This is a genomic window from Tsuneonella flava (assembly GCF_002870965.1).
GTDB classification, from domain to species: domain Bacteria; phylum Pseudomonadota; class Alphaproteobacteria; order Sphingomonadales; family Sphingomonadaceae; genus Tsuneonella; species Tsuneonella flava.
This window is the reverse complement of sequence record NZ_PHSO01000005.1, coordinates 258,761-283,723: the sequence shown is the minus strand read 5'-3', so window position 1 is coordinate 283,723 and position 24,963 is coordinate 258,761. Positions and strand designations below refer to the sequence as shown.

24 protein-coding genes and 1 tRNA gene are annotated in these 24,963 nt (G+C 60.3%); 20 read left to right on the top strand and 5 right to left on the bottom strand.

Annotated elements, in window-relative coordinates; genetic code table 11:
* Nucleotides 1–26 precede the first annotated feature (26 nt).
* Nucleotides 27–815, bottom strand: a complete 789-nt coding sequence (locus tag CV013_RS08485; RefSeq protein ID WP_223805178.1) for a DeoR/GlpR family DNA-binding transcription regulator — start codon at nt 813–815, stop codon at nt 27–29.
* A gap of 257 nt (nt 816–1,072) precedes the next feature.
* On the opposite strand from CV013_RS08485, the gene CV013_RS08480 reads away from it, so the two are divergent.
* The 7 genes from CV013_RS08480 to CV013_RS08450 all read left to right on the top strand — a co-directional run bounded on the left by CV013_RS08480 (nt 1,073) and on the right by CV013_RS08450 (nt 9,481).
* A complete protein-coding gene (locus tag CV013_RS08480; protein WP_102154834.1) occupies nt 1,073–1,933 on the top strand; it encodes a transketolase in 861 nt (286 codons plus the stop codon).
* The gene (locus tag CV013_RS08475; protein ID WP_102154833.1) at nt 1,933–2,889 is read left to right on the top strand and encodes a transketolase family protein; all 957 of its coding nucleotides are present in this window, start codon (nt 1,933–1,935) and stop codon (nt 2,887–2,889) included. Before CV013_RS08480 ends, CV013_RS08475 begins: the two co-directional genes overlap by 1 nt.
* A complete protein-coding gene (locus tag CV013_RS08470) occupies nt 2,890–4,425 on the top strand; it encodes an FGGY family carbohydrate kinase (RefSeq protein ID WP_102154832.1) in 1,536 nt (511 codons plus the stop codon).
* Between the two features lie 67 nt (nt 4,426–4,492).
* Nucleotides 4,493–5,788, top strand: coding sequence for an MFS transporter (locus CV013_RS08465; protein WP_102154831.1), 1,296 nt, complete (start codon nt 4,493–4,495; stop codon nt 5,786–5,788).
* Between the two features lie 35 nt (nt 5,789–5,823).
* Nucleotides 5,824–6,963: a fumarylacetoacetate hydrolase family protein gene (locus tag CV013_RS08460; protein ID WP_102155155.1), complete on the top strand. Its 1,140-nt coding sequence runs from the start codon at nt 5,824–5,826 to the stop codon at nt 6,961–6,963.
* 29 nt (nt 6,964–6,992) lie between these two features.
* Entirely contained in the window at nt 6,993–8,567 is a 1,575-nt protein-coding gene (locus tag CV013_RS08455) for an aldehyde dehydrogenase (NADP(+)) (RefSeq protein ID WP_102154830.1), read from the top strand.
* A 156-nt stretch (nt 8,568–8,723) separates the two neighbouring features.
* Nucleotides 8,724–9,481 (top strand): IS5 family transposase gene (locus CV013_RS08450; protein WP_102154829.1). Its coding sequence is split into 2 segments (ribosomal slippage): nt 8,724–9,060 and nt 9,060–9,481, totalling 759 coding nucleotides; the frame shifts between segments, so codons are not numbered across the junction.
* Nucleotides 9,482–9,540: 59 nt separating this feature from the next.
* Here the strand turns inward: CV013_RS08450 and CV013_RS08445 are convergent.
* Entirely contained in the window at nt 9,541–9,960 is a 420-nt protein-coding gene (locus CV013_RS08445) for a hypothetical protein (RefSeq protein WP_102154828.1), read from the bottom strand.
* A gap of 150 nt (nt 9,961–10,110) precedes the next feature.
* Nucleotides 10,111–10,260 carry a DUF736 family protein gene (locus CV013_RS08440; RefSeq protein ID WP_102154827.1) on the bottom strand — a complete coding sequence of 50 codons (150 nt, stop codon included), beginning with the start codon at nt 10,258–10,260 and terminating at the stop codon, nt 10,111–10,113.
* A 208-nt stretch (nt 10,261–10,468) separates the two neighbouring features.
* Here CV013_RS08440 and CV013_RS08435 point away from each other — a divergent pair, with 208 nt between their 5' ends.
* Nucleotides 10,469–12,823 carry a TonB-dependent siderophore receptor gene (locus CV013_RS08435; RefSeq protein ID WP_102154826.1) on the top strand — a complete coding sequence of 785 codons (2,355 nt, stop codon included), beginning with the start codon at nt 10,469–10,471 and terminating at the stop codon, nt 12,821–12,823.
* Nucleotides 12,824–12,878: 55 nt separating this feature from the next.
* On the opposite strand, the gene CV013_RS08430 is transcribed toward CV013_RS08435, so the two are convergent.
* A complete protein-coding gene (locus CV013_RS08430; RefSeq protein WP_102154825.1) occupies nt 12,879–13,337 on the bottom strand; it encodes a hypothetical protein in 459 nt (152 codons plus the stop codon).
* 368 nt (nt 13,338–13,705) lie between these two features.
* Between CV013_RS08430 and CV013_RS08425 the strand changes: the two genes are divergently transcribed.
* The 6 genes from CV013_RS08425 to CV013_RS08400 all read left to right on the top strand — a co-directional run bounded on the left by CV013_RS08425 (nt 13,706) and on the right by CV013_RS08400 (nt 19,211).
* Complete coding sequence (locus CV013_RS08425) at nt 13,706–14,251, top strand: hypothetical protein (RefSeq protein ID WP_123639898.1); 546 nt, start codon at nt 13,706–13,708, stop codon at nt 14,249–14,251.
* Entirely contained in the window at nt 14,248–15,789 is a 1,542-nt protein-coding gene (locus CV013_RS08420) for a PepSY-associated TM helix domain-containing protein (RefSeq protein ID WP_102154823.1), read from the top strand. The genes CV013_RS08425 and CV013_RS08420 overlap by 4 nt, the downstream gene beginning before the upstream one ends.
* Before the next feature lie 127 nt (nt 15,790–15,916).
* On the top strand, nt 15,917–16,780 hold the full coding sequence (locus CV013_RS08415; RefSeq protein WP_102154822.1) for an AraC family transcriptional regulator: 864 nt from the start codon (nt 15,917–15,919) through the stop codon (nt 16,778–16,780).
* Between the two features lie 115 nt (nt 16,781–16,895).
* The gene (locus tag CV013_RS08410) at nt 16,896–17,312 is read left to right on the top strand and encodes a hypothetical protein (protein ID WP_102154821.1); all 417 of its coding nucleotides are present in this window, start codon (nt 16,896–16,898) and stop codon (nt 17,310–17,312) included.
* A 189-nt stretch (nt 17,313–17,501) separates the two neighbouring features.
* Complete coding sequence (locus CV013_RS08405; protein ID WP_102154820.1) at nt 17,502–17,732, top strand: hypothetical protein; 231 nt, start codon at nt 17,502–17,504, stop codon at nt 17,730–17,732.
* A gap of 78 nt (nt 17,733–17,810) precedes the next feature.
* Nucleotides 17,811–19,211 carry an MFS transporter gene (locus CV013_RS08400; protein WP_190276457.1) on the top strand — a complete coding sequence of 467 codons (1,401 nt, stop codon included), beginning with the start codon at nt 17,811–17,813 and terminating at the stop codon, nt 19,209–19,211.
* A 64-nt stretch (nt 19,212–19,275) separates the two neighbouring features.
* Here the strand turns inward: CV013_RS08400 and CV013_RS08395 are convergent.
* Nucleotides 19,276–19,352: transfer RNA gene (locus CV013_RS08395), tRNA-Arg, on the bottom strand.
* 65 nt (nt 19,353–19,417) lie between these two features.
* On the opposite strand from CV013_RS08395, the gene CV013_RS08390 reads away from it, so the two are divergent.
* The 6 genes from CV013_RS08390 to CV013_RS08365 all read left to right on the top strand — a co-directional run bounded on the left by CV013_RS08390 (nt 19,418) and on the right by CV013_RS08365 (nt 24,957).
* Nucleotides 19,418–19,858: a hypothetical protein gene (locus CV013_RS08390; protein WP_232806572.1), complete on the top strand. Its 441-nt coding sequence runs from the start codon at nt 19,418–19,420 to the stop codon at nt 19,856–19,858.
* 74 nt (nt 19,859–19,932) lie between these two features.
* On the top strand, nt 19,933–20,457 hold the full coding sequence (locus CV013_RS08385) for an MmcB family DNA repair protein (protein ID WP_102154818.1): 525 nt from the start codon (nt 19,933–19,935) through the stop codon (nt 20,455–20,457).
* Nucleotides 20,458–20,490: 33 nt separating this feature from the next.
* Complete coding sequence (locus CV013_RS08380) at nt 20,491–21,204, top strand: sterol desaturase family protein (RefSeq protein ID WP_102155149.1); 714 nt, start codon at nt 20,491–20,493, stop codon at nt 21,202–21,204.
* A gap of 17 nt (nt 21,205–21,221) precedes the next feature.
* A complete protein-coding gene (locus tag CV013_RS08375; protein WP_223805176.1) occupies nt 21,222–21,638 on the top strand; it encodes a DUF2141 domain-containing protein in 417 nt (138 codons plus the stop codon).
* Nucleotides 21,639–21,760: 122 nt separating this feature from the next.
* Nucleotides 21,761–23,506: a PAS domain-containing protein gene (locus tag CV013_RS08370; RefSeq protein WP_102154816.1), complete on the top strand. Its 1,746-nt coding sequence runs from the start codon at nt 21,761–21,763 to the stop codon at nt 23,504–23,506.
* Nucleotides 23,507–23,580: 74 nt separating this feature from the next.
* A complete protein-coding gene (locus tag CV013_RS08365) occupies nt 23,581–24,957 on the top strand; it encodes a M48 family metalloprotease (protein ID WP_102154815.1) in 1,377 nt (458 codons plus the stop codon).
* Nucleotides 24,958–24,963 lie beyond the last annotated feature (6 nt).

The window sequence follows — 24,963 nt, the reverse complement described above, 5'->3', positions numbered from 1 at the left end:
CCCGGTATTGCGCGATCCCGCGCCGGTCAGGCCACGATGGTCTTCACGCCGACAGCCTCGATTACCGCCCGATCCGCATCGGAAATGCCCTTGTCCGTCACCAGCACATCGATCAGGTCGAGCCCGCCCAGCGCAGTGAAGGATCGCCCGCCGATCTTGCTCGAATCAGCCACGAGGACGACTTCGCTTGCAGCTTCGATCATGGCCCGCTTCACTGGCAGGTCGGACAATGCCGGATACGTCAGCCCCGCCGCGACATCGATTGCAGCGACGGCCAGAAACAGACGATCGACATACAGCCCTTGCAGATATTCCGCCGAGCGCTCGCCAGACAGCGAAAGGGTCGGCGCTTTGAAGTGGCCACCGGTCATATGAACATCGAAACCCGGCTCGCCGCCAAGCATGAGCGCGATATTCAAAGCGTTGGTAATAAGCGTGATGTCACGACGACCAGCCAGGCTGGCGGCCACTTCGGTCGTAGTGGAACCGGCATCGAGAATGATCGAAGAACCATCGGTGACCAACGCCGCTGCTGCAACGCCGATCTGACGCTTGGCCTCCATTTGCCCGGTATTCTGCAGCGCCATCGACCGAACCTGTTGCGGTACGGACTTGAGGAAGGCACCGCCATGCTCTCGCACGATATGGCCCTGCGCCTCCAGAGTCTCCAGATCCTGCCGGATAGTCACTTCGGACACTTCGAACACGTCAGCCAGCTTACGGACCCGCGCGCTGCCTTCTTCCTGCAGCCAGGCGAGCATTCTCGCACGGCGGGCTTCCCCCAGCATTTTCGAACGAGACCCCATCCCGCTCATCGCGCGATAGCCCCCGAAATGGACTGAGCAAGCGGGCGAAAACTCATTTTTGACACTTTGGGCACTGCCTTCATCAACGGAAAACGAAGCCATCCACCCAGATCGGGCGGGACTCGCAAAATTCGTATGATGACTGGCGTTTAATGTCAATTTTTTACGCCTTTTGGAATTAACGAAAATTTTCGAAAGTAAATGTCTTGCGACTGCTTTCCTATCTCGCTATCCAGCGGCGAGGAGAGCAATTCATGATATGTATTATGCCTGACTCGAACGGCACGTCAACCGGCACGATCGAAGATCGCGCAAAACATGTGCGCGAGCGTGCAAACTGGATGCGCCGACGGCTTCTCAAGATGATTGTCGATGCAGGTCAGGGGCATCCGGGGGGCGATCTTTCAGCCACCGATATCCTCGCAACGCTCTATTTCGATGTGCTGCGCCTCGATCCCGCCAATCCGCTTGCCCCGGACCGCGACAGATTTGTCATGTCCAAGGGGCACTGCACCGGCGCGCTCTATACCGCCATGGCAGGACGAGGTCTGTTCCCGGAAGCGGAACTGGCAAGCTACCTCAAGCCGAAATCGCGGCTCAACGGCCACCCCAACCGCACTTATCTGCCAGGGGTTGAAACCAACACCGGCCCGCTCGGCCATGGCTTTCCGGTTGGCGTGGGCATCGCGGTATCCGGTCAGATCGACGACGCCGACTTCCGCACATTCGTGCTGACCGGCGACGGCGAGTTGCAAGAAGGCAGCATGTGGGAAGCCGCCATGTTCGCGGGCCATCGCGGGCTGGGCAAGCTGACTGTCATCGTCGATCGCAACAGATTGCAGCAAGGCGCCAATACCGAAGACACCAACGGGCTCGAGCCGCTCGGCGACAAGTGGCGCGCGTTCGGCTGGGAAGTCGTTGGCGTGAACGGGCATGATCATGCCGAACTGCTCAGCGCCTTCGACGCTGCTGCACAACCGCGCGATAAACCGCGGGTGATCATCGCTGACACATGCAAAGGCAAGGGAGTCAGCTTCATGGAAAATCAGGCCGGCTGGCACCACGGCGTTCCCAACCCGGAACAATACGCACAGGCGCTTGCCGAACTCGAAGCGGAGATCGCGTAATGGGAGCCGACACCAAATCAGACGCGGCATTGTTCGATTGCCGCGATGCCTATGTTCGCACGGTCGAGGAACTCGCCGTGACAGACGATCGGATCGTTGCGGTCGTCAACGACTCGGTTGGCTCTTCGAAACTGGGTAAGTTCCGCGAGCGCTTCCCCAACCGCCTGATTAACGTGGGCATTGCCGAACAGAACATGGTTGGTGTCGGCGCGGGACTTGCCAATGGCGGCAAGATTCCTTTCGTCAGCGGAGCATCCTGCTTCCTCACGGCCCGTGCCATGGAACAGATCAAGGCGGACTGCGCCTATAGCCACGCGAATGTGAAGCTTTGCGGCATCTCCTCTGGCGTCGCCTATGGTGAACTGGGCGCAACCCATCACAGCATCGAAGATATCGCATGGCTGCGCGCCATCGACGGTATGACGGTGCTCGTTCCTTCAGACCCTTGGGAAACCGAACAGGCTATCCGCGCCGCAGCCAGCCATGACGGGCCGGTATATATCCGCCTGAGCCGTATGCCGGTTCCTGCACTCGAACGGACCAGTACCCGGTTCGAAATCGGCAAAGGTGAAGTACTTCATGAAGGCGCTGATGTCGCTATCATCGCCAATGGTACGATGGTCCATCGGGCGCTCAAAGCGGCGGCTGCCCTCAAGGACGAAGGCGTTGGCGCGCGCGTCATCAACATGGCAACAGTGTCGCCAATCGACAAAGATCTGCTGGCCGATGCCGCCGCGACAGGCGCCATCGTGACAGTGGAAGAAGGCCTGAAGCAAGGTGGTCTGGGCGGTGCGGTTGCGGAATTCTGCGCGGAGTCCGCGCCGGTCCCGATGCGTATTCTCGGCTTTCCGGGGTTTCTTCCTACCGGCTCTGCATCCTGGTTGCTGGACGAATTCGGCCTGAACGCAGCGGGCATCGCCTCTGCGGCGCGCGAAGTGCTGGACAAAAGGGCCTGAATGTCGGCGCCTGTCCACTCTCCGTCGGCCAACTCCGCGCCGGTTATACTGGCCATCGACCAGGGGACAACCAACACAAAAGTCCTGCTGGTCAATGGTCACGGGGAGATATGCCTGAGCCGGTCGCGCAGCGTTCCGCTGTCCTATCCGCGTCCCGGATGGGTGGAGCAATCCGCAGTGGATATCTGGCAAATTGTCAGAGATCTGATTGCCGACGTTCTAAACGCAGCGCCACACGCCTCCGTCGCTGCGGTCGCAATATCGAACCAGCGCGAAACTGTGGTTCTGTGGGACCGCCACACCGGAGCCCCGATCGCGCCTGCCGTGACATGGCAGTGCGCCCGATCGGCCGAACACTGTGAACAGCTACGCAAAGCAGGACATGGGCCTCTGATCACGCAGAGGAGCGGGCTTGGCATCGATCCGTTGTTCCCTGCCGCTAAGATCGCTGGAATGCTGGATGACGCGCCCGATACCCGCGCGCTGGCCGAAGCGGGAGATATCCTATGTGGCACAGTCGATAGCTGGCTGATCTGGAACCTCACCGGCCGGGTGGTTCACGCAACCGACCACAGCAATGCATCGCGCACGCAACTCCTCAACATCGATACCGTTCAGTGGGACAACGAACTCGCTGCCGTGTTCGACGTCCCACTTGCTATTCTACCTGAGGTCCGGCCATCGGATGCCAGCTTCGGAGCGATCTGCGACGGCTTCGGCGCTCTGCCGCCAGGTACGCCTGTCCACGCCGTCCTCGGCGATAGCCACGCGGCCTTGTTTGCTCACGATCCGACAGCAAGTGGCATCGTCAAAGTGACCATCGGCACAGGCAGCTCGCTCATGGTGTCAGTGCCAGAACGTCCGGAATCGCGCCACGCCCTCTCCGCCACTATCGCGTGGAGCCGCGAGGATGGCGGTGTGCGGTATGCACTCGAAGGCAATATCAGCGTTTCAGGACATGCCGCGGCCTTCGCCGCCGAATTGATGGGTTTGCCCGACGCGCAAGCGCTAAGCACCGTTGCCGAGCAAGTTTCGGACAGCAATGGCGTCATCTTCGTGCCAGCTCTGGCCGGGCTGGGCGCACCGCATTGGCGGACAGGTGCCCGCGGCACGATCATGGGCATGACTTTGGCAACGCGCCCCGCCCATTTGGCGCGCGCTACGCTGGAGGCGATCGCGCATCAGATCTGCGACGTGATCGAAGCGATGGAAGGCGATCTGCACCGCCCCTTCCCCTCGGTGACAATTGACGGTGGCGCGGGCAGGAATTCGCTTCTCGCACAAATACTCGCAGATTTGAGCGGCAAGGAAATCGTGCAGGCGCCGCAAGAGGAAAGCAGTGCAGTCGGCGCGGCACTGATGGCAGCTGCCGCAATCGGTATCGCGGGCTCCGCCGACCGAGCGCCCGCACAGCAATTCATGCCGCAAATCAGCGAAGGCGACCGCACGAACGCGCGCCAACAATGGGAACGCGCGATCGCACAGGTAACCGCAGCCGCATCTCCAAATGCTGCGCCGGCATCGGTCGCCGCATGAACACCACCGAGGAACTGAACGCCGAACAGAAAATATCCGGCACGCCGCAAGGGATTGGAAACAAACAATGACAGCCGAAGGCAAATTGGCTCAGGGCCAACAACCCGACCCTTCCGGCAAGGAGGACTGGAAAAACACCATCCTCGCCGGACTGGCCAACTATATCGATGCTGGATCGATCGTAGCCGGATCGGCGGCGCTGGCGCTGTGGGTAGAGGCGTATGGCCTGTCCACCGACCTTGTCGGGTTGATCGGCGCATTCGGGCCCAACGCCATCGCCGCCGGTATCGGCGCGCTGATCGGCGGGCGGCTATGCGACAAGCTGGGTCGTAAGAAGATCTACCAGTATGATATGCTGTTCTACGCCTTCGGCATGATGTGGCTGGTGTTCGCGATGAACGCGTGGATGATCGTACTGGGGTTTTTCCTGGTCGGTCTGGCGGTTGGAGCGGATATCCCCGCATCGTGGTCGCTGATCGCGGAAATGGCCCCTGATAAAAAGCGCGGAAAACACAGCGGAGTCGCGCAGGTGTTATGGTATCTGGGCCCGGTCGTCGTCCTGCTGATGTTTCTGGTGCTCGAGCCGCTTGGCCTGATGGCGGCCCGACTGGTTTTTGCCCATCTTGCGATATTGGCTGTAGCTCTGACCTTTCTGCGATCACGCATGAAGGAATCGCAGCGCTGGCTTGATGCTCAGTCGACAAAACCGGACGATGGCGCTCCGTTCGAACGGGGGCGCTGGCGCGATCTGTTCACCCGCCGCCATATCCGCTCGATGGCGTTTCTGGCCGGTATGTACCTATTCTGGAATCTGTGGGCGGGGACGAATGGTTTCTTCTTCCCCTACATCCTGCGTACAGTCGGCAACCAGTCGCAGGCGATGTCGGTCGCAATTCAGGCGCTGAGCTTCCTGATCGGGATGGCGTCGATCTATTTCGTGTTCATGAAATACGCGGACAAGCTGAATCAGCGAATGCTTTTCGGCCTTTCCGCGGTGATACAAGTGATCGGAATGTCGCTGCTTGCTATCTTCCCGCTGACGTTGCCCGTCGCGCTGGCGCATGTGTTCCTGATGGCATTCGGCCAGGGTTTCGGAGCGCAATGCTTCTTCCAGCTCTGGAGCTCGGAGATGTTTCCCACTTTGCTGCGGAGCACCGCTCAGGGCGTGATGTTCGCGGTGGTTCGGATTGTGCTGGGCGTCTTCACTTTCTTCGTACCGTTCCTGACAGCGACCGGGTTCACCACGCTGGCATGGATACTCGTTGGATTTTTGACGATCAGCGGTGTGATCGGGTTCGTCTGGGCACCGCGAAACGAAGGCAAGTCGCTCGAACAACTTGATGACGAGCGGCTCACCGCATGATGCGCCGCGCGCGCCGACCAAAGGAAGAGAATGCAATGGTAAAGCGTTTCGACGTATCGGCTCTGCCTGTCGATCACGAAAGTGCCGTTCTGGCAGGTCGCGTTTCGATAAAAGGCGATCCGCGTCCTGTTATCGTTCGCGCAGGTCAGGTGTTCGACGTCTCCGGACAAGTGGACACGATCTCCGACCTGCTGGACCTGGGCGATCCGGCCGGTGTTTCTGGTCGCGATATCTGTGGGGTAGGCGAATTGACCGTCGGAGGGGGCGACTATGCGCTGCTCTCCCCAATCGACCTGCAATGTGTGAAAGCGTGCGGCGTGACGTTCGCGGTGTCCGCCATCGAGCGGGTGATCGAAGAGCGTGCTCGCGGCAACGCGGAACACGCCGCAGACATCCGCGCCAATCTGGAGGACAGAGTCGGCAGCGGGATCCGCAACGTCACACCGGGCACCAACAGCGCGGCTGAACTGAAGGCTGCGTTGATCGATGCCGACATGTGGTCCCAATATCTTGAAGTCGCGATTGGCCCCGATGCAGAGGTCTTCACTAAGGCGCCAGTCCTATCCACCGTCGGATGGGGGGCGGCAGTGGGGATCCGCTCCGATTCCAGCTGGAACAATCCCGAACCGGAAGTAGTGCTGGCCGTGAACGCGTCGGGCAAACCTGTGGGCGCGATGCTGGGTAATGACGTAAACCTGCGCGATTTCGAAGGACGCAGCGCTCTGTTGCTGGGCAAGGCGAAGGACAACAACGCCGCCTGTGCCCTTGGCCCGTTCATCCGGTTGTTCGGCGGTGATTTCAGCATGGACGACGTTCGTTCGGCAGAACTCGACCTTCAGGTCGAAGGGCTGGACGGCTACCGGCTCGAAGGCCACAGCTCGATGAAGGAAATCAGCCGCGACCCGCTGGAACTGGTTCGCCAGACCCTGTCCGAACACCATTACCCCGACGGTTTCGTTCTGATGCTGGGCACTCTGTTCGCTCCGGTTCAGGATCGCAACGAACCGGGCCGAGGATTCACTCACAATGTCGGCGACACAGTGCATATCCATAGCGCGAGGTTAGGCACACTAACCAACGAGGTCGTCCATTCGTGCGATGCGCCCGCATGGGAATTCGGCATTCGCGAATTTTACCGGTCAATCCGCCAGCGGCACGCAGTCGCCGCTGCCTGACCATCATCCATTCGAACGGACAGATCATTATGACACTCACCGGAAAACTCTTCATCGCCGGGGAACGGCGCGATTCCGAAAACCGGTTCCATGCCTTCGATCCTTCGACAGACGAGGCCATCCCCGAACCCGCCTTTGCCATCGCTGGGCCGCGCGATATCGATGACGCATGCGCGGCAGCCGAAGCTGCATTCGCTGTCTATTCCAGCCTTTCTCTCGAAATGCGAGCGCAGTTTCTGGAAGCGGTTGCCGAGGAAATCGACGCGCTGGGCGAAGCGCTGACGAAACGGGCCCATAGCGAAACCGGCTTGCCGGAAGCGCGCCTCAACGGAGAGCGCGGCCGAACCGTGGGGCAGCTGCGCCTGTTCGCACAGGTAGTGCGCGATGGCGCATGGCAGGGTATCCGCATCGATAGCGCCGATCCTGCGCGCACTCCGCCAAAGCCCGATCTACGCCTGCACAAAATACCGTTGGGGCCGGTCGCGGTGTTTGGCGCTTCCAACTTTCCGCTCGCCTTCTCGATTGCAGGTGGCGACACCGCTTCGGCATTGGCCGCAGGATGCCCCGTAGTGGCAAAGGGGCACCCTGCCCACCCCGGCACATCCGAACTCGTCGCCAGCGCGATCATGCGCGCGGTGGAACGGACTCGCTTGCCGCAAGGCGTGTTCAGCCTTCTGAACGGAACCTCGCACGAACTGGGAACGGCGCTGGTGAGCAATCATCGAATTCAGGCAGTCGGCTTCACGGGATCGCGCATGGGTGGCGAGGCGTTGATGAAAGTGGCCGCTTCCCGGAAACAGCCGATCCCGGTTTATGCAGAGATGTCCGCGATCAATCCCGTAATCCTGCTGCCCGCTGCCCTCGCATCGCGCGGTGATACGCTCGCGCAAGATTATGCCGGAAGCGTCACGATGGGCGCGGGGCAATTCTGCACCAATCCCGGTCTGATTCTCGCTGTACGCGGTGAAGCGCTCGACAATTTTGTCGCTGGAGTTGCCGAGGCGATCAGGCAGGCCGCACCGCAAGTCATGCTTACGCAAGGCATTCGCGAACAGTTTGGAAAGGGTAAGACCAACCTGACCGACAGCGACAGCGTTGCGCTTATCGGCGAAGGGGCACCCACCACCAATGACCGTCTGGCCCGCGCAGCCATATTCCGCACCAGCGCCGCCGAATTTGTCAAAAACCCTCTGTTGAGAGAGGAAAACTTCGGCGCCTCTTCCGTGATCATCGAATGCGACGACATCGATCAGTTGCTTGGCCTGCTTGCAGAAATCGAAGGCCAGCTGACCGCGACACTGCATATGGCGGAAGATGACTTTGCCATGGCGGGCGAGATTTTGTCCGTGCTCGAACGCAAGGCGGGTCGCATCATCGCCAACGGGTGGCCGACCGGGGTCGAAGTATCCCATGCGATGGTTCATGGCGGGCCATATCCGGCAACCTCGGAGCCGAAATCGACTTCGGTCGGTACGCTGGCCATCGATCGCTTCCTGCGACCAATTTGCTATCAGGATTTCCCTTCCGAACTGCTGCCCACACAGTTGATCGGGGCTGGACAGGAAGGCACGATCAGAATGATCGATGGTATCTGGACAATGTGAAAATTGGATATCCGAGACATCGCAACTGATATCTGGCGGTCGTGGTCGGAGCATGGTGACAGCTCATTGCCGCCAACAAGAGCGGCGACTTGCCATCCGATATTCCCCTAGGGTCAGGACCCATTGATGTGAGACGCGCGATGCGACTCGGGCTCCGTGAGGAGCCTGTATTGGCTAACCGACGAGCAGATGGATCGTCTGCGGCCCTACTTTCCCAAGAGCCACGGCAAGCCGCGCGTTGACGACCGGCGGGTGCTTTGCGGCATTGTGTTCGTCAACCGCAATGGGCTGCGCTGGCGCGATGCGCCCAGGGAGTATGGTCCGCACAAGACGCTGTACAACCAGTGGAAGCGATGGGGCGATATGGGCGTGTTCCTTCGCATGATGGAAGGGCTGGCTGCTGAAGGCGCCGAGCCAGGGACCGTCATGATTGATGCGGCCTATTTGAAGGCGCACCGTACGGCTTCGAGCCTGCGGGTAGAAAAGGGGAACTCGGGCGGCTGATCGGTCACACCAAGGGCGGCATGAACACCAAGCTTCACGCCGTCACCGGTGCCAACGGCCGCCCGCTCAGCTTCTTCATAACCGCGGGGCAGTTCAGCGACTACACCGGCGCTGCGGCTCTGCTGTATGATCTGCCCAAAGCGAAATGGCTACTCGGGAATCGCGGCTATGACGCCGACTGGTTCAGGGAGGCTTTGCAGGCGAAGGGTATCGAGCCCTGCATTCCGGGCCAAAAATCCCGGCTTCAACCCGTCAAATACGACAAGCGCCGGCACAAACGTCGCAACCGCATCGAGATCATGTTTGGCCGTCTCAAAGACTGGCGCTGCGTCGCCACCCGCTACGATCGGCGCCCTACGGTCTTCTTCTCCGCCATAGCGCTCGCCGCTACCGTCATCTTGTGGCTGTGATAAACGAGTCCTGAGCCTAAAGTGACTGCAGCTGGATATGCCGGGACCGATGCTCGGGGTCATTCGACGGCAGTGTTTCGCCAGCACGAGCCGATCCAATACGGAGTCGTATAGCCCATCATGATCCGTGTCGAGCAGATGGCACAATCGAGGGCCAAGGCCGCACCTTCAGCGCATTCGATGCAGGCGTGGCGCGGTTTCGATCCGTCGAGCAGCCCGAGCAGCAAATGCTCGTCACCCGAAAGTGCCGCGTCTTCACCGGTAGCGACCGCGCGCCCAAGTGCATCTTCGCACAGGTGCATCAGGCTATCGAACACAGGAGCAAGCATCTCGCAATTATGGGACGCCAGGATCTTGTAGAGACAGGGCTGGACAGACTGACCTGTGTCACGCGCATTGCGCCAGCACCGTGCCGCCTCGACCAGCAATGAGCGATGCGCGGCATCGTCGAGGCTTGGCGGCGGGAAGTGGCGGGTCATCGATCTGTCCTTTCTGCGCTATCCCCTCATGTCGCTTATTGCGATTAACTCGCAAGTGTTAGCTGACGATGGCGATGACCTCAAGAAGGAAGCCGGTCGATCCATCCGATGACCGATGCGCCCGCCCGAACGGACGGGCTCTGCTGACCGTCAGCGCGACCAGATGAGGACGTATTCGCCGGCAGTGTCGGTCTCGCAGAGCGTGGCATAGACCGGAACCGGAAAACTCAGATCGTCCAGCTTGACCGAGATATAGTCACGGCCTTCGCGACTGGTCGCGGCCTCGACAGTCCAGCGCATCCGGCAACGCCTGGAGCGAGCAGTCGGGCTTGGAAAGCAGGCCGTCACCAAAGCCCGTTGAACGCCAGCCCTGCCGGCATTTCGCGATTTTTGTCTAAATCGCGAAATCAATTGGCGGATCTGAGATGTGGCAGATCGTGGCGTGCACTGTACGGAGCCCAGAATTGGTAATGCGAGGCATTCGCATGAATTAGAAAAGGGGTTCCAGATGTCTGGGGTGAACGGTTTCGCCAGCAATCGCTCAGAGTGGTTGAATCGTAAAGGCAGACGCAGGCGAGCAATCGCAAGAGGGGCGGGATCTCTCATCGCATGCGCAATCTTTACAGCAAGTGGTGCTGCCCATGCACAGACAGAGGATAACGGGCAGGAACGGCAACGCGCGTCGCGCCAAGATTATGCGGATACGACCACGGGCGATACCGTCATCATCGTCACCGGTGTGCAGGAAGGGCAGACCACGGAAGACTCCGGCTCCTACACCACGCGCTCAACGGGTGCGGCGCTCGGCATGCCGCTCAAGCCGCGAGAAATTCCGCAGGCGGTGACGGTCATTACCAGCCAGAACATGGAGGATCAGAACCTCACTAGTCTCGATACCGTGCTGCAAAGCGCGCCCGGCGTGACGCGCAACTATATCGATTCCGAGCGTGTCAGATATTCGTCGCGCGGCTTTAGCGTCGACAACATCATGTATGACGGCGTGGTTAGTTCGCTCGATAACGGCATCGGGTTCATCGACACCGCGCTTTATGATCGCGTCGAGGTCGTGAGGGGCGCGACCGGCCTGCTGACGGGTTCGGGCAATCCCTCGGCCTCGATCAATCTGATCCGCAAGCGCCCCAAGCAGGACCTGGCGATCGGCGCATCGGGCATGGTGGGATCCTGGGAAAACTACCGCGGCACGCTGGATGTTTCCGCGCCGCTTACAAGCAACGGCAGCATCCGTGCGCGGGCCATCGGTGTCTATCAGGATCAGAAATCCTATCTCGATTTCTACGAGCAGAAGAAGGCCATTGGTTATGGCGTGGTCGAAGCCGATCTGACCGATAACACGATCCTCACCGCAGGCTTCGAATATCAGCACAGCCAGCCGAAGGGATCATCCTGGGGCGCTGCCCCGCTGTTCTACAGCGATGGTTCGCTGACGACCGATCTGCGCCGTTCGGCAAACCTGTCGCCGCCATGGACCTATTTCGACGTCGAATCCCAGACGGCCTTCGTCAACCTGTCGCACGAGTTCGCCAATGGCTGGAAGTTCAAGAGCGCGCTGACCCACTCGCAGCTGGATTCCGATGCGGAGCTGTTTGCGCTGACGGGGGTCGATCCCACCAATCCTCGGCGCAATATCGGCTTTTATCCCGACCGGCAGACCGGTTTCTCCAGCGTCGCGGTGATGGGCGCGGGCACGAAATTCAGCAGCAAGACAAAGCAGGATACGATTGACCTGCAGAGCAACGGGCCGATCGAACTGTTTGGCAGGGAGCACCAGCTGGTTGTCGGCACCACCCTCTCGTGGATGAAACGGACCTCGCCGGGATCTCTCCTTGCGACCAACCTGTATTTTCCGTTCTCGGCAACGCCTGCGCCATCGCTTGACCAGGTGGGCGAAATTCCGCGCCTCGACTTTGAGAACAACGCCCTCCCCTGGGGTGCGGCTTCGACCGTCAAGGCCAGGAAATACGGGGTCTATGCGGCAGCCCGTCTGTCACCCACGGATGAGCTCAAGGTCATTCTTGGGGGCCGGTTCAATCGCTATGAGCTGGATGAGGACGAGGTCGGGTCCGACAGTCTCCGCTATCGGCAGAACAGGGTCACGCCCTATGCTGGCGTGACCTATGACATAACCGGAAACTTCACGCTGTTCGCAAGCTATACCGAGATCTTCAAGCCACAGACAGATCGGCGCGACCGCAACGGCAACATTCTTGAGCCGACCAAGGGCAACAGCCGGGAAGTGGGCATCAAGGGTGAGTTCTTCGGCGGCGACCTCAACCTCTCGCTGACGCTGTTCGACACGCGGCTGGACAAGCTGGCACAGGAGGATGTCGGATTTTTCGACCCGAACAATCCGCTCAGCAGCGCCTATATCGCGGTCGACGGGACCAAGACCCGCGGCTTCGATCTCGAAGCGAATGGCGAGATTCTTCCGGGCTGGAGCATCTCGGGCGGCTTCACCTTGCTGAAAAGCGAAGGGCCCGATGGCGAACGCCTCAACCCGCAGGAGCCCCGCAAGACGGTCAAGCTCTTCACCAGCTACCGTTTGCCGGGCGCATTGGACGGGCTGACGATTGGCGGCGGGATCCACTGGCAAAGCGATATCCTGTTCAATGGGATCAACCGGCCCGATGGGCAGGGCGGAATCTTGAAGGATCAGACGGTCGTCCAGGGAAGCTATGCGTTGGTGAATGCGCTGGCTCGTTATGCCTTCAGCGATCGGCTGTCTGCTTCGGTGAACGTCAACAACCTGTTCGACCAGCGGTACTGGATGCGCGCCGGATTCTACGACACGGCGGCCGTGGGCGCACCGCGCAATGCCACATTTACTGTGAACTTGCGGTACTAACGTATCGCCTTGTTGCGGCGGATCGACCTGATGGGGTCGGTCCGCCGTATTCAGGTCACAGGGTGGTTTGCTGGCTCGGCATTTCGCGGGCGCGGTCGAGCGCGGCGGTAATGGTCCGATGGAACAGGAAGAGGTCGGCTGCGCTGAGCGCGGAAGCCGAGGCATCGAGCAGCAGATCGAGCGATGGCGCGAGCTTGAGCGGCCAGCGATCGGCGGCGTACATCGGCACGGAGCGCTGCCGCTGACGGCGGGCGAGCTCGCCCAGCAGCAGAATTTCGCCTGACGAGACATAGGGGGAGCCAATGTCGTGAAGGCGCGCCGCAGGCAGCAGCCGTGGCAACAGCGCGACTACGGCAGCCAGCGCCGATATTCCCTCTTCATCTACACCCGCACGGCGCAACAACTCTCCGCCTGTGGATGGCGCGGGGGCAGGCGCTGCCAGCTTGCGCATCGCCTTGATGATCAGACGCTCGTGGTAGTGGCGCGCCCGCATGGTCATCGGCTTGGCGTGCATTACCGGAGCCGGGGCAGGGTGCGGATCGGTAGAGTTCGGTTCATAGCATTGTGTCCTGTTGCTCCCCCGAGACTTGCGACGGAACACGCAATTCAGTCACATTGCAGAGCTAGGTCAGGCGCGCCTTTTCCGCATCGGACGCATCGGCCAGATTCTTGCGCTATTCTGCCATTTCCCGGCGTTCAGGCGCCGCTCTTTTCCGGCTGGCGAAGCGGGGGGGGGGGGGGGCTTGGCGGCATTGCGAAACTCTTTGGCGGACTCGCGCAACGCGCTCGCCAGCGAACCGCACTACTGCTTATTGCAATCAATTCGCGTTTTCAGAGAGGCACGGGGTTTCCTTGATCAGACAGGTAGCATGGGCCTTCGGGATGGCGGCGTGTCTTGCGTCGGTCCTGATGTTGCGGGCAGCATGGAGCAGCGCAGGAATGCAGCGCAAACTATGGGCGGCAGGAGGGTGGCTGATGCTGATCCCGGCCGCCGGTCTGTTTGCCTTCTGGCTTGGGGTGGTCGTCGGTCTGGCCGCGCTGCTGCTGGCTTTTAGCCTCTGCGCGATGGTGGTGGTCAAGTTCGGCGAGGAGCGTCGGCCAGCCCGCCTCGCGAAGTCGCGGGTCAGAGGCGAAAAGGCGCTTGATCCTGCAGAGCGACGCGGGGCGCGCTGGCGCGGCTGGGCGAGGGGCGCGGCGGCGCTCCTTCTCACCGCGATCGCCGCCAATGCGATCGGGGCAGGGGTGGCAGGCATGGTGCCGGGGGCGCAGGCCGACCGCTTCGCTACCGCCGTGGTTGTCGTGCCGCTGCTGTGGGCGTGCCTCGTCATCTGGATGCTGAGTGACCGCGTGATGCTGCGCCCGGTCCTCGGCATGACCGGAGCATCCGTAATCGCTGGCGCCGCCATTGCCTGGACCTTGCTGTCATGACCAATCCTCTTCGCCCCAAAACGCGCAAGCCGCTGTTTTCCAAAGGCTGGGTGAGCGCGGTGCTAGCGGGGCATTCCGCCCTTGGCCTCGCGTTCAGCGCGGCAATCTACCTTATCTGCCTGACGGGAAGCGTCGTGGTGTTCGTCGAGGAGCTGGAACGCTGGGAACAGCCCGAGGCCCCGAGGGTGGTCGCCGTAGCGCCTGAGGTGATCGATAAGGGGCTGGCCGCGCTGCGCGAGATGGGGCCGAAGGACGAAGTGCGTTCGGTTTCGGCGAACCTTCCATCGCCCGCCAATCCGCATCTCGTGCTCTCCGCCCGAAGTGGCGACCGCACGCACAGCGGAGGTTGGTTCGCCGATGCAGCGGGGCAGCCGGCGATAAAGGTGCGCCACGATGTCAGCGACTTTCTGGTGGGGCTGCATATCAATCTTCACCTGCCCTATGGCATCGGCACGGTGATCGTGGGGCTGGCGGGGCTGGCCTTGCTGGCGCTGGTGATTTCCGGTGTGCTTGCCCATCCGCGCATCATCAAGGACGCGTTTCGGCTCCGCAGCGGCGGGTCTGCTCGCCTGAGTCAGGCCGACCTGCATAACCGCATCGGCACCTGGGGCTTGCCCTTCCACTTCATCATCGCGTTCACCGGCGCTTTCCTCGGCGTCTTCCTCATCGTTTTGGGCAGTGTCGCTGCGACCACCTATAAGGGGGACATGACCAGGGCCTTTTCCGAGTTTGCCGGACCTTCCGCCCGAGGGGCGGCGGATGCGCCGCGCACCGATCCGGTTCCGCCGAGCGCGCCGTTCATCGCCGCTGCGACCGCAGCCGCGCCCGGCTTCACGCTCCAGTCGGTCTCCATCCAGCAGCCGGGCGCCGAGGGGCAAATGATCGCGATCGGCCTGCGCGACCCGCGCGGCCTCCCGCTCAGCGAAAGCGTTGTCTATGACAGCACTGGCCGCAATGTCTTCGCATCCGACGTGGCCAAACGGTCGTTCGCCCAGCAGATGATATTCGCTATCCAGCCGCTTCACTTTGGCTGGTTTGGCGGGCTCTTTGTCAAGCTTGCCTATGGCCTGCTTGGCCTGTCGATGTGCAGCATTACGGCGACGGGCTTCCAGATCTGGCTGACGCGCCGACGCGACAAGGGGCGGCCCGCGCCGATCATGGAGCGGCTATGGACGGCCACTATCTGGGGCCAACCGCTTGCGCTTACGCTGGCGGCGATTCCGTCTTTGATAACGGAGGCGAAGGGCGCGCCGCTGCTGGCTTGGGGCGCGGGCACCGTAGCGGCCTATAGTCTGGCATGTTTGCCTTCGATGCAGACGCGCTTGGGAGCGTGGCTGCGTGCAGCGACGGCCCTGGCGCTGGCTGGACTGGCGCTGTTCCATGCCGCGATCAGCGCCGCGAAAGGCGTTTCCGCCGTCGATCCGATGAGCTGGGCGGTGGATGCCGCGCTGCTCGTCACCGCTGTCTTTGTCGCCCGACCGATGCTCAAGCCTCGGCGCGCTGCCCCCGCGAGGCTTGCTCAGGCCGCATCTTCCTGAGGCGTCTTAGGCCGCCGGATTGCGCAATACCGCCAAAATATTTCGCTATATGGCCAGTCAATTGAGAATGATTCGCATTTCTGGAGCTATGGTGCTACATACAAGGTCGCCCCAATGGACCAGAACGATGCAAAACGACGACTACGAGGACTTTGAACCAGCGGAGATTCCCCGCCCCGTTTCGGCGGTGGGGATGGAGCTGTTCACCGAAGGCCTGGAGCAGCCCCCGCATCGGCATCGCGAAGCGCAGCTCATCCTGGCGGTCCGCGGCCTCATCACCTGCGAGGTGGCACAGGGCCTGTGGATGGTGCCCCGGCAGTGCGCTCTGTGGATTCCCAGCGACATGGAACACAGCGTGCGCTGCGTCGGCGACCTTGAGGTCTACACGCTCTTCATCGACCCCGATCTGGCCCACAATCTGCCTGCGCAGTGCAGCACCTTCTCGACCGGGCCACTGCTGCAGGAGTTGCTGATCGCCGTGACCCGCCTGCCTGCGCTCTACGATGCCGATGGCGCTGATGGCCGTCTGATCCAGACCATGCTCGACCAGCTTGAGCGCGCACCGATGGGCAGCCTCCACCTGCCGATGCCGGCGGACCCACGATTGAGAACCATCGCGACGGCCCTATCGTCTGATCCGGCCAATCGGACAACCATCGGCGAATGGGCCCGGATCGTCGCCATGAGCGAGCGCAGCCTGTTCCGGCTTATCATGAAACACACCGGCATGAATTTCGGGCGGTGGCGCCAGCAGTTTCAGGTGATGTTCGCGATCGAGCGGCTGACCGAGGGGGCATCGGTGCAGACCGTTTCGTTCGATCTGGGGTATGAAAGTGCCAGCGCTTTCATCACGATGTTCAAGAAGGTCATGGGCCAGCCACCGGGGCAGTTCCTGGCCGCGCGGCGCAGTGCAGCTGTCCCGCAGGCGCGGCAACGCAGGGCTAATTTCATAACCTCGATGAGGGAGGCGCAGCAAGCGCTGGGGCTGTGATGCGCGAGGGGCAAAGATTGGCGGTTTCGAGAAACCATCTGCCTGACTGGCCAAATTCAAAGCAGCAGCGAGGGCCTAAGGTGGATATAATTGATGAAAGTGTTGGATTACGACCATGCTGGTAGATGACGCAAAATTCCCGATCGTACACATGTACTATAATCGCACCGACGAGCGGGGCGATGATGCTAGCTTCCAGATCTTCGAAGATCTCTTGCAGCGTGAGCAGACCTTTATCTTGATCGGCGTCGGTGAGGACGCCGATCACGATCAGTCGGTCGAGGAACGCAAGCGGGTGACGCTGTGGATGAAGCGCAATCGTCAGGCGCTGCACAGCTATGTCCGGGCAATGGTCTATATCGAGCCGAGCAAGGCAAAACGCTTGCTGGCCAAGACGTCGGCTCCCATTTTCCAAAAGTTCTGGGGCTTTCCGATGCTCTTCACCGCCTCAGAAGCGGAAGCGGAAAGCGTTGCCGCGCAGCTGCTCGCAGGCGAGCACGCCGGCCAAATCGAGGAAGATCAGGCAAGCTAGAGCGACGACCATGTCCAGCTGGCCGCCGGAAGTATGTCATCAGCGATAACGAAGCATCACCTTCGCCCGATAGCGCAAATGAAGGCCCAGCGAATGATGCCGTCGATGCGCGCGCCTTTGCGAAAGCCCTGTCGGCCCGTCTCACGCTTGACGAACCCGGCACGAACGAGCTGGCATTCCGCCTCCGTTATGGATCGGCAGCTCAATCCCAAATCGGCCGCAATGCTGCACGGGCTGGGCCGATTGATCGCGACCGTTTCGCTAATGGCACTGCCGGGAATGATCGAGACTATCGGCTGGCCCACGTTTCAGATCACCGTGATGGCCACCTTCGCCCTGGCGATCTGGTACTTCATGCGGCTTGTTCCAAATGTGACGGGCATCAAGAGCCGTGACCACGCAAGCCCTTCATCCTTCTAGTCTTCACCACCGCGTCGGCACCGAGCGTCCAAGCGCTGTTGCCGGCGGCAGACATTGCCCAACGCAGGAAACTTTCTCATGCCACTCTCCCGAAGAACCGTTGGCACGATAGCGGTCTATCTTGGCACCTGTATGGCCACGATCGCCATCAGCATCGTGACTGTCGCCCTACCGGCAATCCAACGCGACCTGGAAGTGGATGTGACCGGACTGCAATGGATCGTTGGCAGCTATGGACTGTGCCTGTCGGCCTTCATGCTGTCGGCTGGACCACTGGGTGACCGATACGGGAGAAAGCGGGTCTGGTTGATCGGCGTCGCGATCTTCGCACTGGGGTCAGCGCTGGCCGCCGGGGCCAGTACATTACCGATGCTGATTGCCGGTTGCGCGATTCAGGGGGTGGCTGGCGCCCTGGTTATCCCCGGCGCGCTCTCCATCCTTTCGCAAACCTATCACGACCCCGGACAACTCAGCCGCGTCATCGGTGGCTGGGCATCGGTCAGCGCCGTCTCCCTGATCCTCGGTCCTTTTGTCGGTGGCATTTTCATCGATCTTTTCGGCTGGTTCAGCGTGTTCCTGCTCAATGTGCCGCTCGGCTTCGCAGCGCTCATACTTGGCAGCATCGGCGTTTCGGAAAGCGCAGATCCTGATCACACAGCTTTAGATCCAGCCGGACAATTGCTCAGCATAACATTGCTGGCGTCACTAACCTTTGCCCTGACAGAAGCCGGGCGAAGTGGTTGGGACACGCCGCTAGTTCTCGCCGGATTCTTCACCTCCGGAGTGTCTTTCCTTTTATTCTTGGTGGTCGAGGCAAGAGCTGCGCAGCCAGTTTTTCCTGTGGACCTGTTTAGTGACCTGACCTTCGCCTCCGTGAATATCGCCTCCTTCGTGCTCGGCTTTATGGGATACAGCAGTCTGTTCTTCTTTTCCCTTTTCCTCCAAAATGCGCAGGGGGTATCCGCGAGCCAGGCCGGCCTCCGCATGGCACCGGTTTTCCTGTCTATGGCAGTATTTTCCTTCCGTTTTGGCATGATTTCCAGTCGCTTCGGTATGATCCGTCCGATGATTGGCGGCTACGCAGCCATGGGGGTTGCAATGCTAGGCATGACAACGTTCGAACCCGATACGTCCTACGCCTTGCTCTTCGCTATGTTCTTGCTTCTCGGGGCGGGAATGGGCCTTTCCGTGCCTGCCACGAGCGCCGTGATCATGGCCATTACACCCCGCACGCGTACCGGCGCATCATCAGCAACCCTCAACACCATGAGACAAAGCGGCATGACGATCGGCATAGCTCTGCTGGGGTCACTCATGGCCGGTGCCAGTTCCCGAGCTATCGCCATGGGGGACAGCATGGCAGAAGCAGCCGCCAAGGGATTCAACGCCGCTGTGCTGTGGGGCGGGATGTCTGCATTGGCTGTGTCGTTTCTTCTGATCACGGGGACGAGGCGACAGGATTCAGCCTGCAATGATTAAGTGCAGCAATGGCCGCGTTCAGAAGCAGACTGAACGGGGCACGGGGTACTGATTTTTTCGGAAGTGGCGCACCCGACAGGATTCGAACCTGTGACCTCTGCCTTCGGAGGGCAGCGCTCTATCCAGCTGAGCTACGGGTGCAAGGCCGGGAGGCGGGCGCTTAGCATTGCGATTCGTTGTACACCAGCCCCTATCGTACCGCGAGCATGGCGATATTAGGGATTTGGCAAGTCGTCAGCAGTACCCAAAAAGGGATGAACGCAATAACCGACATCCCATACAAGCGGCGATTCGCTGAGAAGGACTTGTCTGGCGCAAGTGCAATGGGTGCTCAATGGGCCGCCCTGCAGGACGCCGGATTGGCGGTTGCAGCACTCGCGGGGCTAACGCCCGAGAAGCAAGATGCGCGGGTACAGAGCTTTCCTGCAATGATCCGTGATGCGGGTGGATGGCGATTCGATCTGGCGATGCAAGGCATTTCCGACATGGCCGCGATGATGGAGCCTGGCGTAAAAGCTTTGCTGGCTGTCGCAGATCGTGGTCAGGATCCTACTGCGGCAGCTTTTTCACTTTGGTGCGAATTTCGCGAAGCGCGAAGCGCGCTGCTGTCGCTGGTCCCGGACAGCGATTGTCCTGAGTCTTCGTAAAGAGTCTGACTTCAAGAGGCAGGTCGCCCTCACGACGCTTGACGAAGTTCGCGCTATGTTCCAGTTCTACAGGAATGGTTCCACGTGATTCACCAGCCGTTTCGTTATCGCATCAGGCAGATGCAGGCCGGTCCGATGCGGCGTCCGTTGCGCGCGGCATCTGCCGGCTGCTTGCCCGTAATGAAATCTGGTGCTTGCCTGAAATGCCTCTCCGCAACGGGCGGCGAGCGGACCTGCTGGGAATCGACCCAAAGGGACAAATCATCATTGTGGAAATCAAAGTCAGCCGTGCGGACCTTTTGGGTGACAGCAAGTGGCCGGACTATCTCGATTTTTGCGACCGTTTCTATTGGGGCCTGCCTCCGGCGCTCGATTGGGCAGTGCTCGACGGCGGCGATTTCCGGCCAGATCGGTGCGGTGTAATCGTGGCCGACAGCTATGATGCGGAGATAATTCGCCCCGCCACTACTCATGCACTGGCCACTGCCCGACGGAGAGTCGAAGTGGAGCGGCTCGCCCGCGCAGCCCTGAGGCGGCAATTAGTCGCCGCCGACCCATCTTGCGCTGCCTGGGGGCAACCCGATAATGGAGGGCTTTAGTCACCAGTACAGGCAAGGCATAAGCAGATGATGATGTGGTCTGCCATTTTCCTGTCCGCACTGGCGATGACTGTAATAATTGCTTTGCGCTATATCGTCTCAAGCGGACTGTTCGCGTGGATCAGTATGCGGATGAAACCAGGCATATACGATGGCCAGAATCCCCAGATTCGGCAGGAAATCGGCTGGTCCCTGCTATCCGCAGCGATTTACGGCATTCCGGCCGGCATCGTGGCATGGGGATGGCAGGCGCACGGATGGACCCTGGTTTATACTCGCTGGGATGCTTACCCCCTGTGGTACCTGCCAATTGCCCCACTAATTTATCTCTTTCTCCACGACACCTGGTTTTACTGGACACACCGACTGATGCACCGACCGACATTGTTTCGGGCCATGCATGCAGTCCACCATGCAAGTCGGCCACCGACCGCATGGGCGGCAATGAGTTTCCATCCTTACGAGGCAATTACCGGCGCAGTTGTGATACCCCTTTTGGTATTCATAGTGCCAATTCACGTCGCCATGTTGGGCGTCGTACTGTTGGTCATGACGGTGATGGGGATCATCAATCATATGGGTTGGGAAATCGTCCCCCGCAGAATCATTCATTCCCAGTTGGGGGCATGGCTGATAACCGCCAGCCATCACCATCGCCATCATGAGCAGTATAGATGCAATTTCGGGCTTTATTTCCGCGTGTGGGACCGCCTATGCCATACCGATGGTGGTTTATCGCAGCCATAACGTGTTCAGGCGCAGCGATGATTCCAGTCAGCCCGCGGGCCGCGCCAGTGACTATCGAACCGTTCGGTAACGTGCGTGTGGAGATTACCGGCCTGCGTTCAACCAAAGGGCTGATTCGGGTTTGCATGACACGCATCCCCAAATCATTTCCCGAATGCAAGGGCGACCCGGCCTCCCGGCAAATGTCCGTCGCTGCCGATAAAGCGCTCGAACTGACGTTCACCCATGTTCCGTCGGGATCATGGGCAATTGCCGTACTCCACGATGAGAACAGCAACGGCAAAGCGGACAAGGCCCTGATGATCCCACGGGAGGGGTTTGGCTTTTCACGCGATGCTCCGGTGCGTTTTGGGCCGCCCCGATTCGATGACGCTGCATTTGCTGTGGCGCAGGACGACGTCTCCGTATCGATCCGCATGCGCTACATGCTGTAAGTCACGATGGCCGTTAACATTCGATCAGGCCAGATCGCGAATACAAAGCCTTCACTTAACGCCTTTTTTACCGCAGGCGGGCAAAGTGCCTCTAATCAGTTTTTGGGGGCAGTGCCGCAGACATGGATACGCTTAGCGGACAATTCGGAAGTTTCGGGCTCGACGACGAGGTGGAAGACTATCCGGTCGACAGCGACGACACGGGACGTGAGTTGCCGCCAAGCCCTATCGGGCAGGACGAACGGCGTATGCAGGTGCGGGCCTACAATCATTGGGCCAGCCAGCTTGCAGAACGCAATTTCCCCGATATCGAGGATTTATCTCCGGCTGGCCTGCCCGATTTCGGCCCCTACTCGGTGCTTCTCGATTTTACGAACGGTATCGAAGACCCTTCGATACGTTTCCTTGGCAACATGCTTGCTCAGGAATGCGGAACAGAGAATGGCTATGACAAATTGTCGGATGTCCCCAGCCGCTCGTTGTTGAGCCGGATTACCGATCATTATATGCAGATTCTGGCCAATCAGGCACCGATTGGTTTTGAAGCGGAGTTCGTCAATCAGCGCGGAGCTACGATTCTTTATCGCGGCATTCTCCTGCCCTATTCCAGCGATGACGACACGATTGATTTCATATATGGCGTGATCAACTGGAAAGAGCTGGCCGACCAGATCACATCTGATGAGCTGCTGCTGGAAATCGATCAGGCGCTTGCAGTGGACGAAGACGATTTCTCGGATGAAGTTGCGGCAAGCGACACTCTGCCAACACCCCATACACCTGTGCATGGATGGGCCGATGGCCCCGCCGACATCGATGCCGATAGCGGCGCTGATGCAAGCGCGCATCCGTTGCCTGTGCCCTCATTCGGCATCGAACCGGCCGAATATGCCGATAACGACGACGGGCCGATCACAGACTCTGCGGACCAGAGCGGCAACCTCTATGATGCGATCGAAGCGTCCGACGAGGATGGGCCTGACGACATCCGCTTCGCTTCGCTATTGTCGCTAGGTGGCATTGCCGCAGAAGACGAGGAACCGCTCGACGAAGATACGTTCGATATACCGGACACAAGCGACAGTGCAGATAGCTGGTCCGAAAATCGGAACGTCCATGATCCGCTTTCCTCGCTGCGCTCCAAGCCGCTAACAAAAACCCCGCTCGATCTGTCAGCCATGACGGAAATCGCCCCTGACGGACGATCTGACATGGAAACTGACGACACCTCGATCGAATCAGAGCCGGGATTTGCAGGAGGTAATGACGCCTCCCTCTTCGATTGCCTCGCTGAAGCACGCGAGCTTGCTCAGACGGCCCGCAACAGCGAAGACCGCAGCCGAGGCGCGCTCTATGCCGCTGTCGGTCGGGCCTACGACGTCAGTCTGGCTGCGGCGGAGGCACCGGAAGATTTCGCTGACATTCTGGCAGACAGCGGCCTGACCGTGCAGAATCGCGCACCGATGACCCCGGTGGTGAAGCTGGTCTTCGGCGCCGATTACGACAAGACACGTGTCACGGAATATGCCGCGGTCCTCAGCCACGCACAGCGCCTGGGCGTGGCACGTGGTGCACTTGCCCGCTTCCTGAGCGAAGCGGAAGGTGGGCTGAAGGGTGTGGTTCAGGCCGAACGGGCACTGAGGCGGTCCGAACAAGGTGAGCCGGAAAAGCGAGAAACCCCGCGAGAAGCATTGGCGCGCAAACTGCGGGACATTGCCCCCCTCGGTTTTGAAGATATCGCTGAAGACGGCCCAGAGTTCTCGCTGGTCATGATCCGCCGCGATGGCGAAGGCAATATCGTCGTCCTCGGCGAAATTGCCGATGACATCGGCATGATCGAAAAGGCAGGTCGCAAGCTCGTCGCCTGAATTGCGAGATCGCATCCGGGCGCAACGCAGGCTTCAGTTCCGGTTCAGGGCAAAACCCGCTAGACACCGGGCCAATGCGCCCGTTCTCCTCTTCACTAACTCGCCTTGCTGCCACGGCACTGGCCATGATGGCTGCGTTCGCGCTGGCGATTGAGCCGGTCGCAGCGCAATCGATCCTGCGTGACAGTGAGACCGAAGCTTTGCTGCACGACATGGCCGTGCCGCTGATAAAAGCGGCAGGGCTCGATCCCAGGAATGTCGATGTCGTGCTGGTCGGCGACCCGTCGATCAACGCGTTCGTTGCCGGTGGACAGGCCGTCTATATCAACTCCGGCCTGATTGCCGCCGCCGACAACGCCAATGAAGTGCAGGGCGTTATCGCGCACGAGCTGGGCCATATCACGGGCGGACATGTGATTTCCGGCGCAGGGTCGAAAGAGGCGACAGGCATCTCGATCCTTTCTTTGCTGTTGGCGGGCATGGCCGCCGCCGCCGGCGCGGGGGACGCGGCGATGGGCGTTGCAATGGCGGGGCAACGTGCCGCGATGGGCAAATACCTCGCTTTCAACCGCGGTCAGGAAAGCTCCGCGGATGCGGCAGGCGCAAAGTATCTTTCCAAGGCGGGCATTTCCGGGCGCGGCTCGATAGAATTCTTCAAGAAATTGCAAAATCAGGCGTTTCGTTATGGCTACTCGCCCCGGCCTGACGACGAATACGTCTCCACTCACCCGGTAACGAGCGACCGCATCGCGACACTGACGGAAACCTATCGGCGCGATCCGGCATGGGCCAAGGCCGATGACCCACAACTCGATGCCCGGTTTGCCCGTGTAAAGGCCAAGCTCGAAGGTTATATCGAAGAACCGCAAGCGACACTGCGCGATTATCCGCCCAGCGATCTGTCGGTTCCTGCCCGCTATGCCCGCGCATATGCCTATCACAAGGAAGCGCTGATGGATAAAGCGCTGGCAGAAACAGATGCACTGATCAAATCCGCGCCAGACGATCCTTATTTCCTCGAATTGGAGGGGCAGGTTCTTCTCGAATCCGGGCGTCCTGCCGATGCTATCGCCCCCCTACGCAAAGCGACCGATCTTTCCGGCAATGCCCCGTTGATCGCATCGCTGTTTGGGCATGCCCTGATCGCGACGGAAGATCCCGCACATTACGACGAAGCAGAGCAAGTCCTCCGCAATGCCGTCGCTCGCGACAGATACAATCCTTTCGCCTGGTATCAGCTTGGCACGATATACGCCTCTAAAGGCGATATGCCCCGCGCCCGTCTGGCCAGCGCAGAACAGCAGGTGATGAGCCGCCAGTACATGGAGGCCATGCGTAGCGCCAAAGCAGCACAAGCAGGGTTGCCGGAGAATTCTGCAGACTGGCTGCGCGCGCAGGATATCGAATTCGAAGCGCGTCAGGCGCTTGAACGAATGCAAAGGCGCAACTAGCGGACA

Coding starts and splice junctions, on each gene's coding strand:
- CV013_RS08375 (WP_223805176.1), top strand. CDS start 21,222: ATGATTCCAGTCAGCCCGCGGGCCGCGCCAGTGACTATCGAACCGTTC.
- CV013_RS08440 (WP_102154827.1), bottom strand. CDS start 10,260: ATGCGCTGGACTGTCGAGGCCGCGACCAGTCGCGAAGGCCGTGACTAT.
- CV013_RS08430 (WP_102154825.1), bottom strand. CDS start 13,337: ATGCACGCCAAGCCGATGACCATGCGGGCGCGCCACTACCACGAGCGT.
- CV013_RS08405 (WP_102154820.1), top strand. CDS start 17,502: ATGGATCGGCAGCTCAATCCCAAATCGGCCGCAATGCTGCACGGGCTG.
- CV013_RS08480 (WP_102154834.1), top strand. CDS start 1,073: ATGCCTGACTCGAACGGCACGTCAACCGGCACGATCGAAGATCGCGCA.
- CV013_RS08435 (WP_102154826.1), top strand. CDS start 10,469: ATGTCTGGGGTGAACGGTTTCGCCAGCAATCGCTCAGAGTGGTTGAAT.
- CV013_RS08410 (WP_102154821.1), top strand. CDS start 16,896: ATGCTGGTAGATGACGCAAAATTCCCGATCGTACACATGTACTATAAT.
- CV013_RS08365 (WP_102154815.1), top strand. CDS start 23,581: ATGCGCCCGTTCTCCTCTTCACTAACTCGCCTTGCTGCCACGGCACTG.
- CV013_RS08475 (WP_102154833.1), top strand. CDS start 1,933: ATGGGAGCCGACACCAAATCAGACGCGGCATTGTTCGATTGCCGCGAT.
- CV013_RS08400 (WP_190276457.1), top strand. CDS start 17,811: ATGCCACTCTCCCGAAGAACCGTTGGCACGATAGCGGTCTATCTTGGC.
- CV013_RS08380 (WP_102155149.1), top strand. CDS start 20,491: ATGTGGTCTGCCATTTTCCTGTCCGCACTGGCGATGACTGTAATAATT.
- CV013_RS08420 (WP_102154823.1), top strand. CDS start 14,248: ATGACCAATCCTCTTCGCCCCAAAACGCGCAAGCCGCTGTTTTCCAAA.
- CV013_RS08370 (WP_102154816.1), top strand. CDS start 21,761: ATGGATACGCTTAGCGGACAATTCGGAAGTTTCGGGCTCGACGACGAG.
- CV013_RS08385 (WP_102154818.1), top strand. CDS start 19,933: ATGGTTCCACGTGATTCACCAGCCGTTTCGTTATCGCATCAGGCAGAT.
- CV013_RS08415 (WP_102154822.1), top strand. CDS start 15,917: ATGCAAAACGACGACTACGAGGACTTTGAACCAGCGGAGATTCCCCGC.
- CV013_RS08390 (WP_232806572.1), top strand. CDS start 19,418: ATGGCGATATTAGGGATTTGGCAAGTCGTCAGCAGTACCCAAAAAGGG.
- CV013_RS08470 (WP_102154832.1), top strand. CDS start 2,890: ATGTCGGCGCCTGTCCACTCTCCGTCGGCCAACTCCGCGCCGGTTATA.
- CV013_RS08445 (WP_102154828.1), bottom strand. CDS start 9,960: ATGACCCGCCACTTCCCGCCGCCAAGCCTCGACGATGCCGCGCATCGC.
- CV013_RS08455 (WP_102154830.1), top strand. CDS start 6,993: ATGACACTCACCGGAAAACTCTTCATCGCCGGGGAACGGCGCGATTCC.
- CV013_RS08460 (WP_102155155.1), top strand. CDS start 5,824: ATGGTAAAGCGTTTCGACGTATCGGCTCTGCCTGTCGATCACGAAAGT.
- CV013_RS08485 (WP_223805178.1), bottom strand. CDS start 815: ATGAGCGGGATGGGGTCTCGTTCGAAAATGCTGGGGGAAGCCCGCCGT.
- CV013_RS08465 (WP_102154831.1), top strand. CDS start 4,493: ATGACAGCCGAAGGCAAATTGGCTCAGGGCCAACAACCCGACCCTTCC.
- CV013_RS08425 (WP_123639898.1), top strand. CDS start 13,706: ATGGCGGCGTGTCTTGCGTCGGTCCTGATGTTGCGGGCAGCATGGAGC.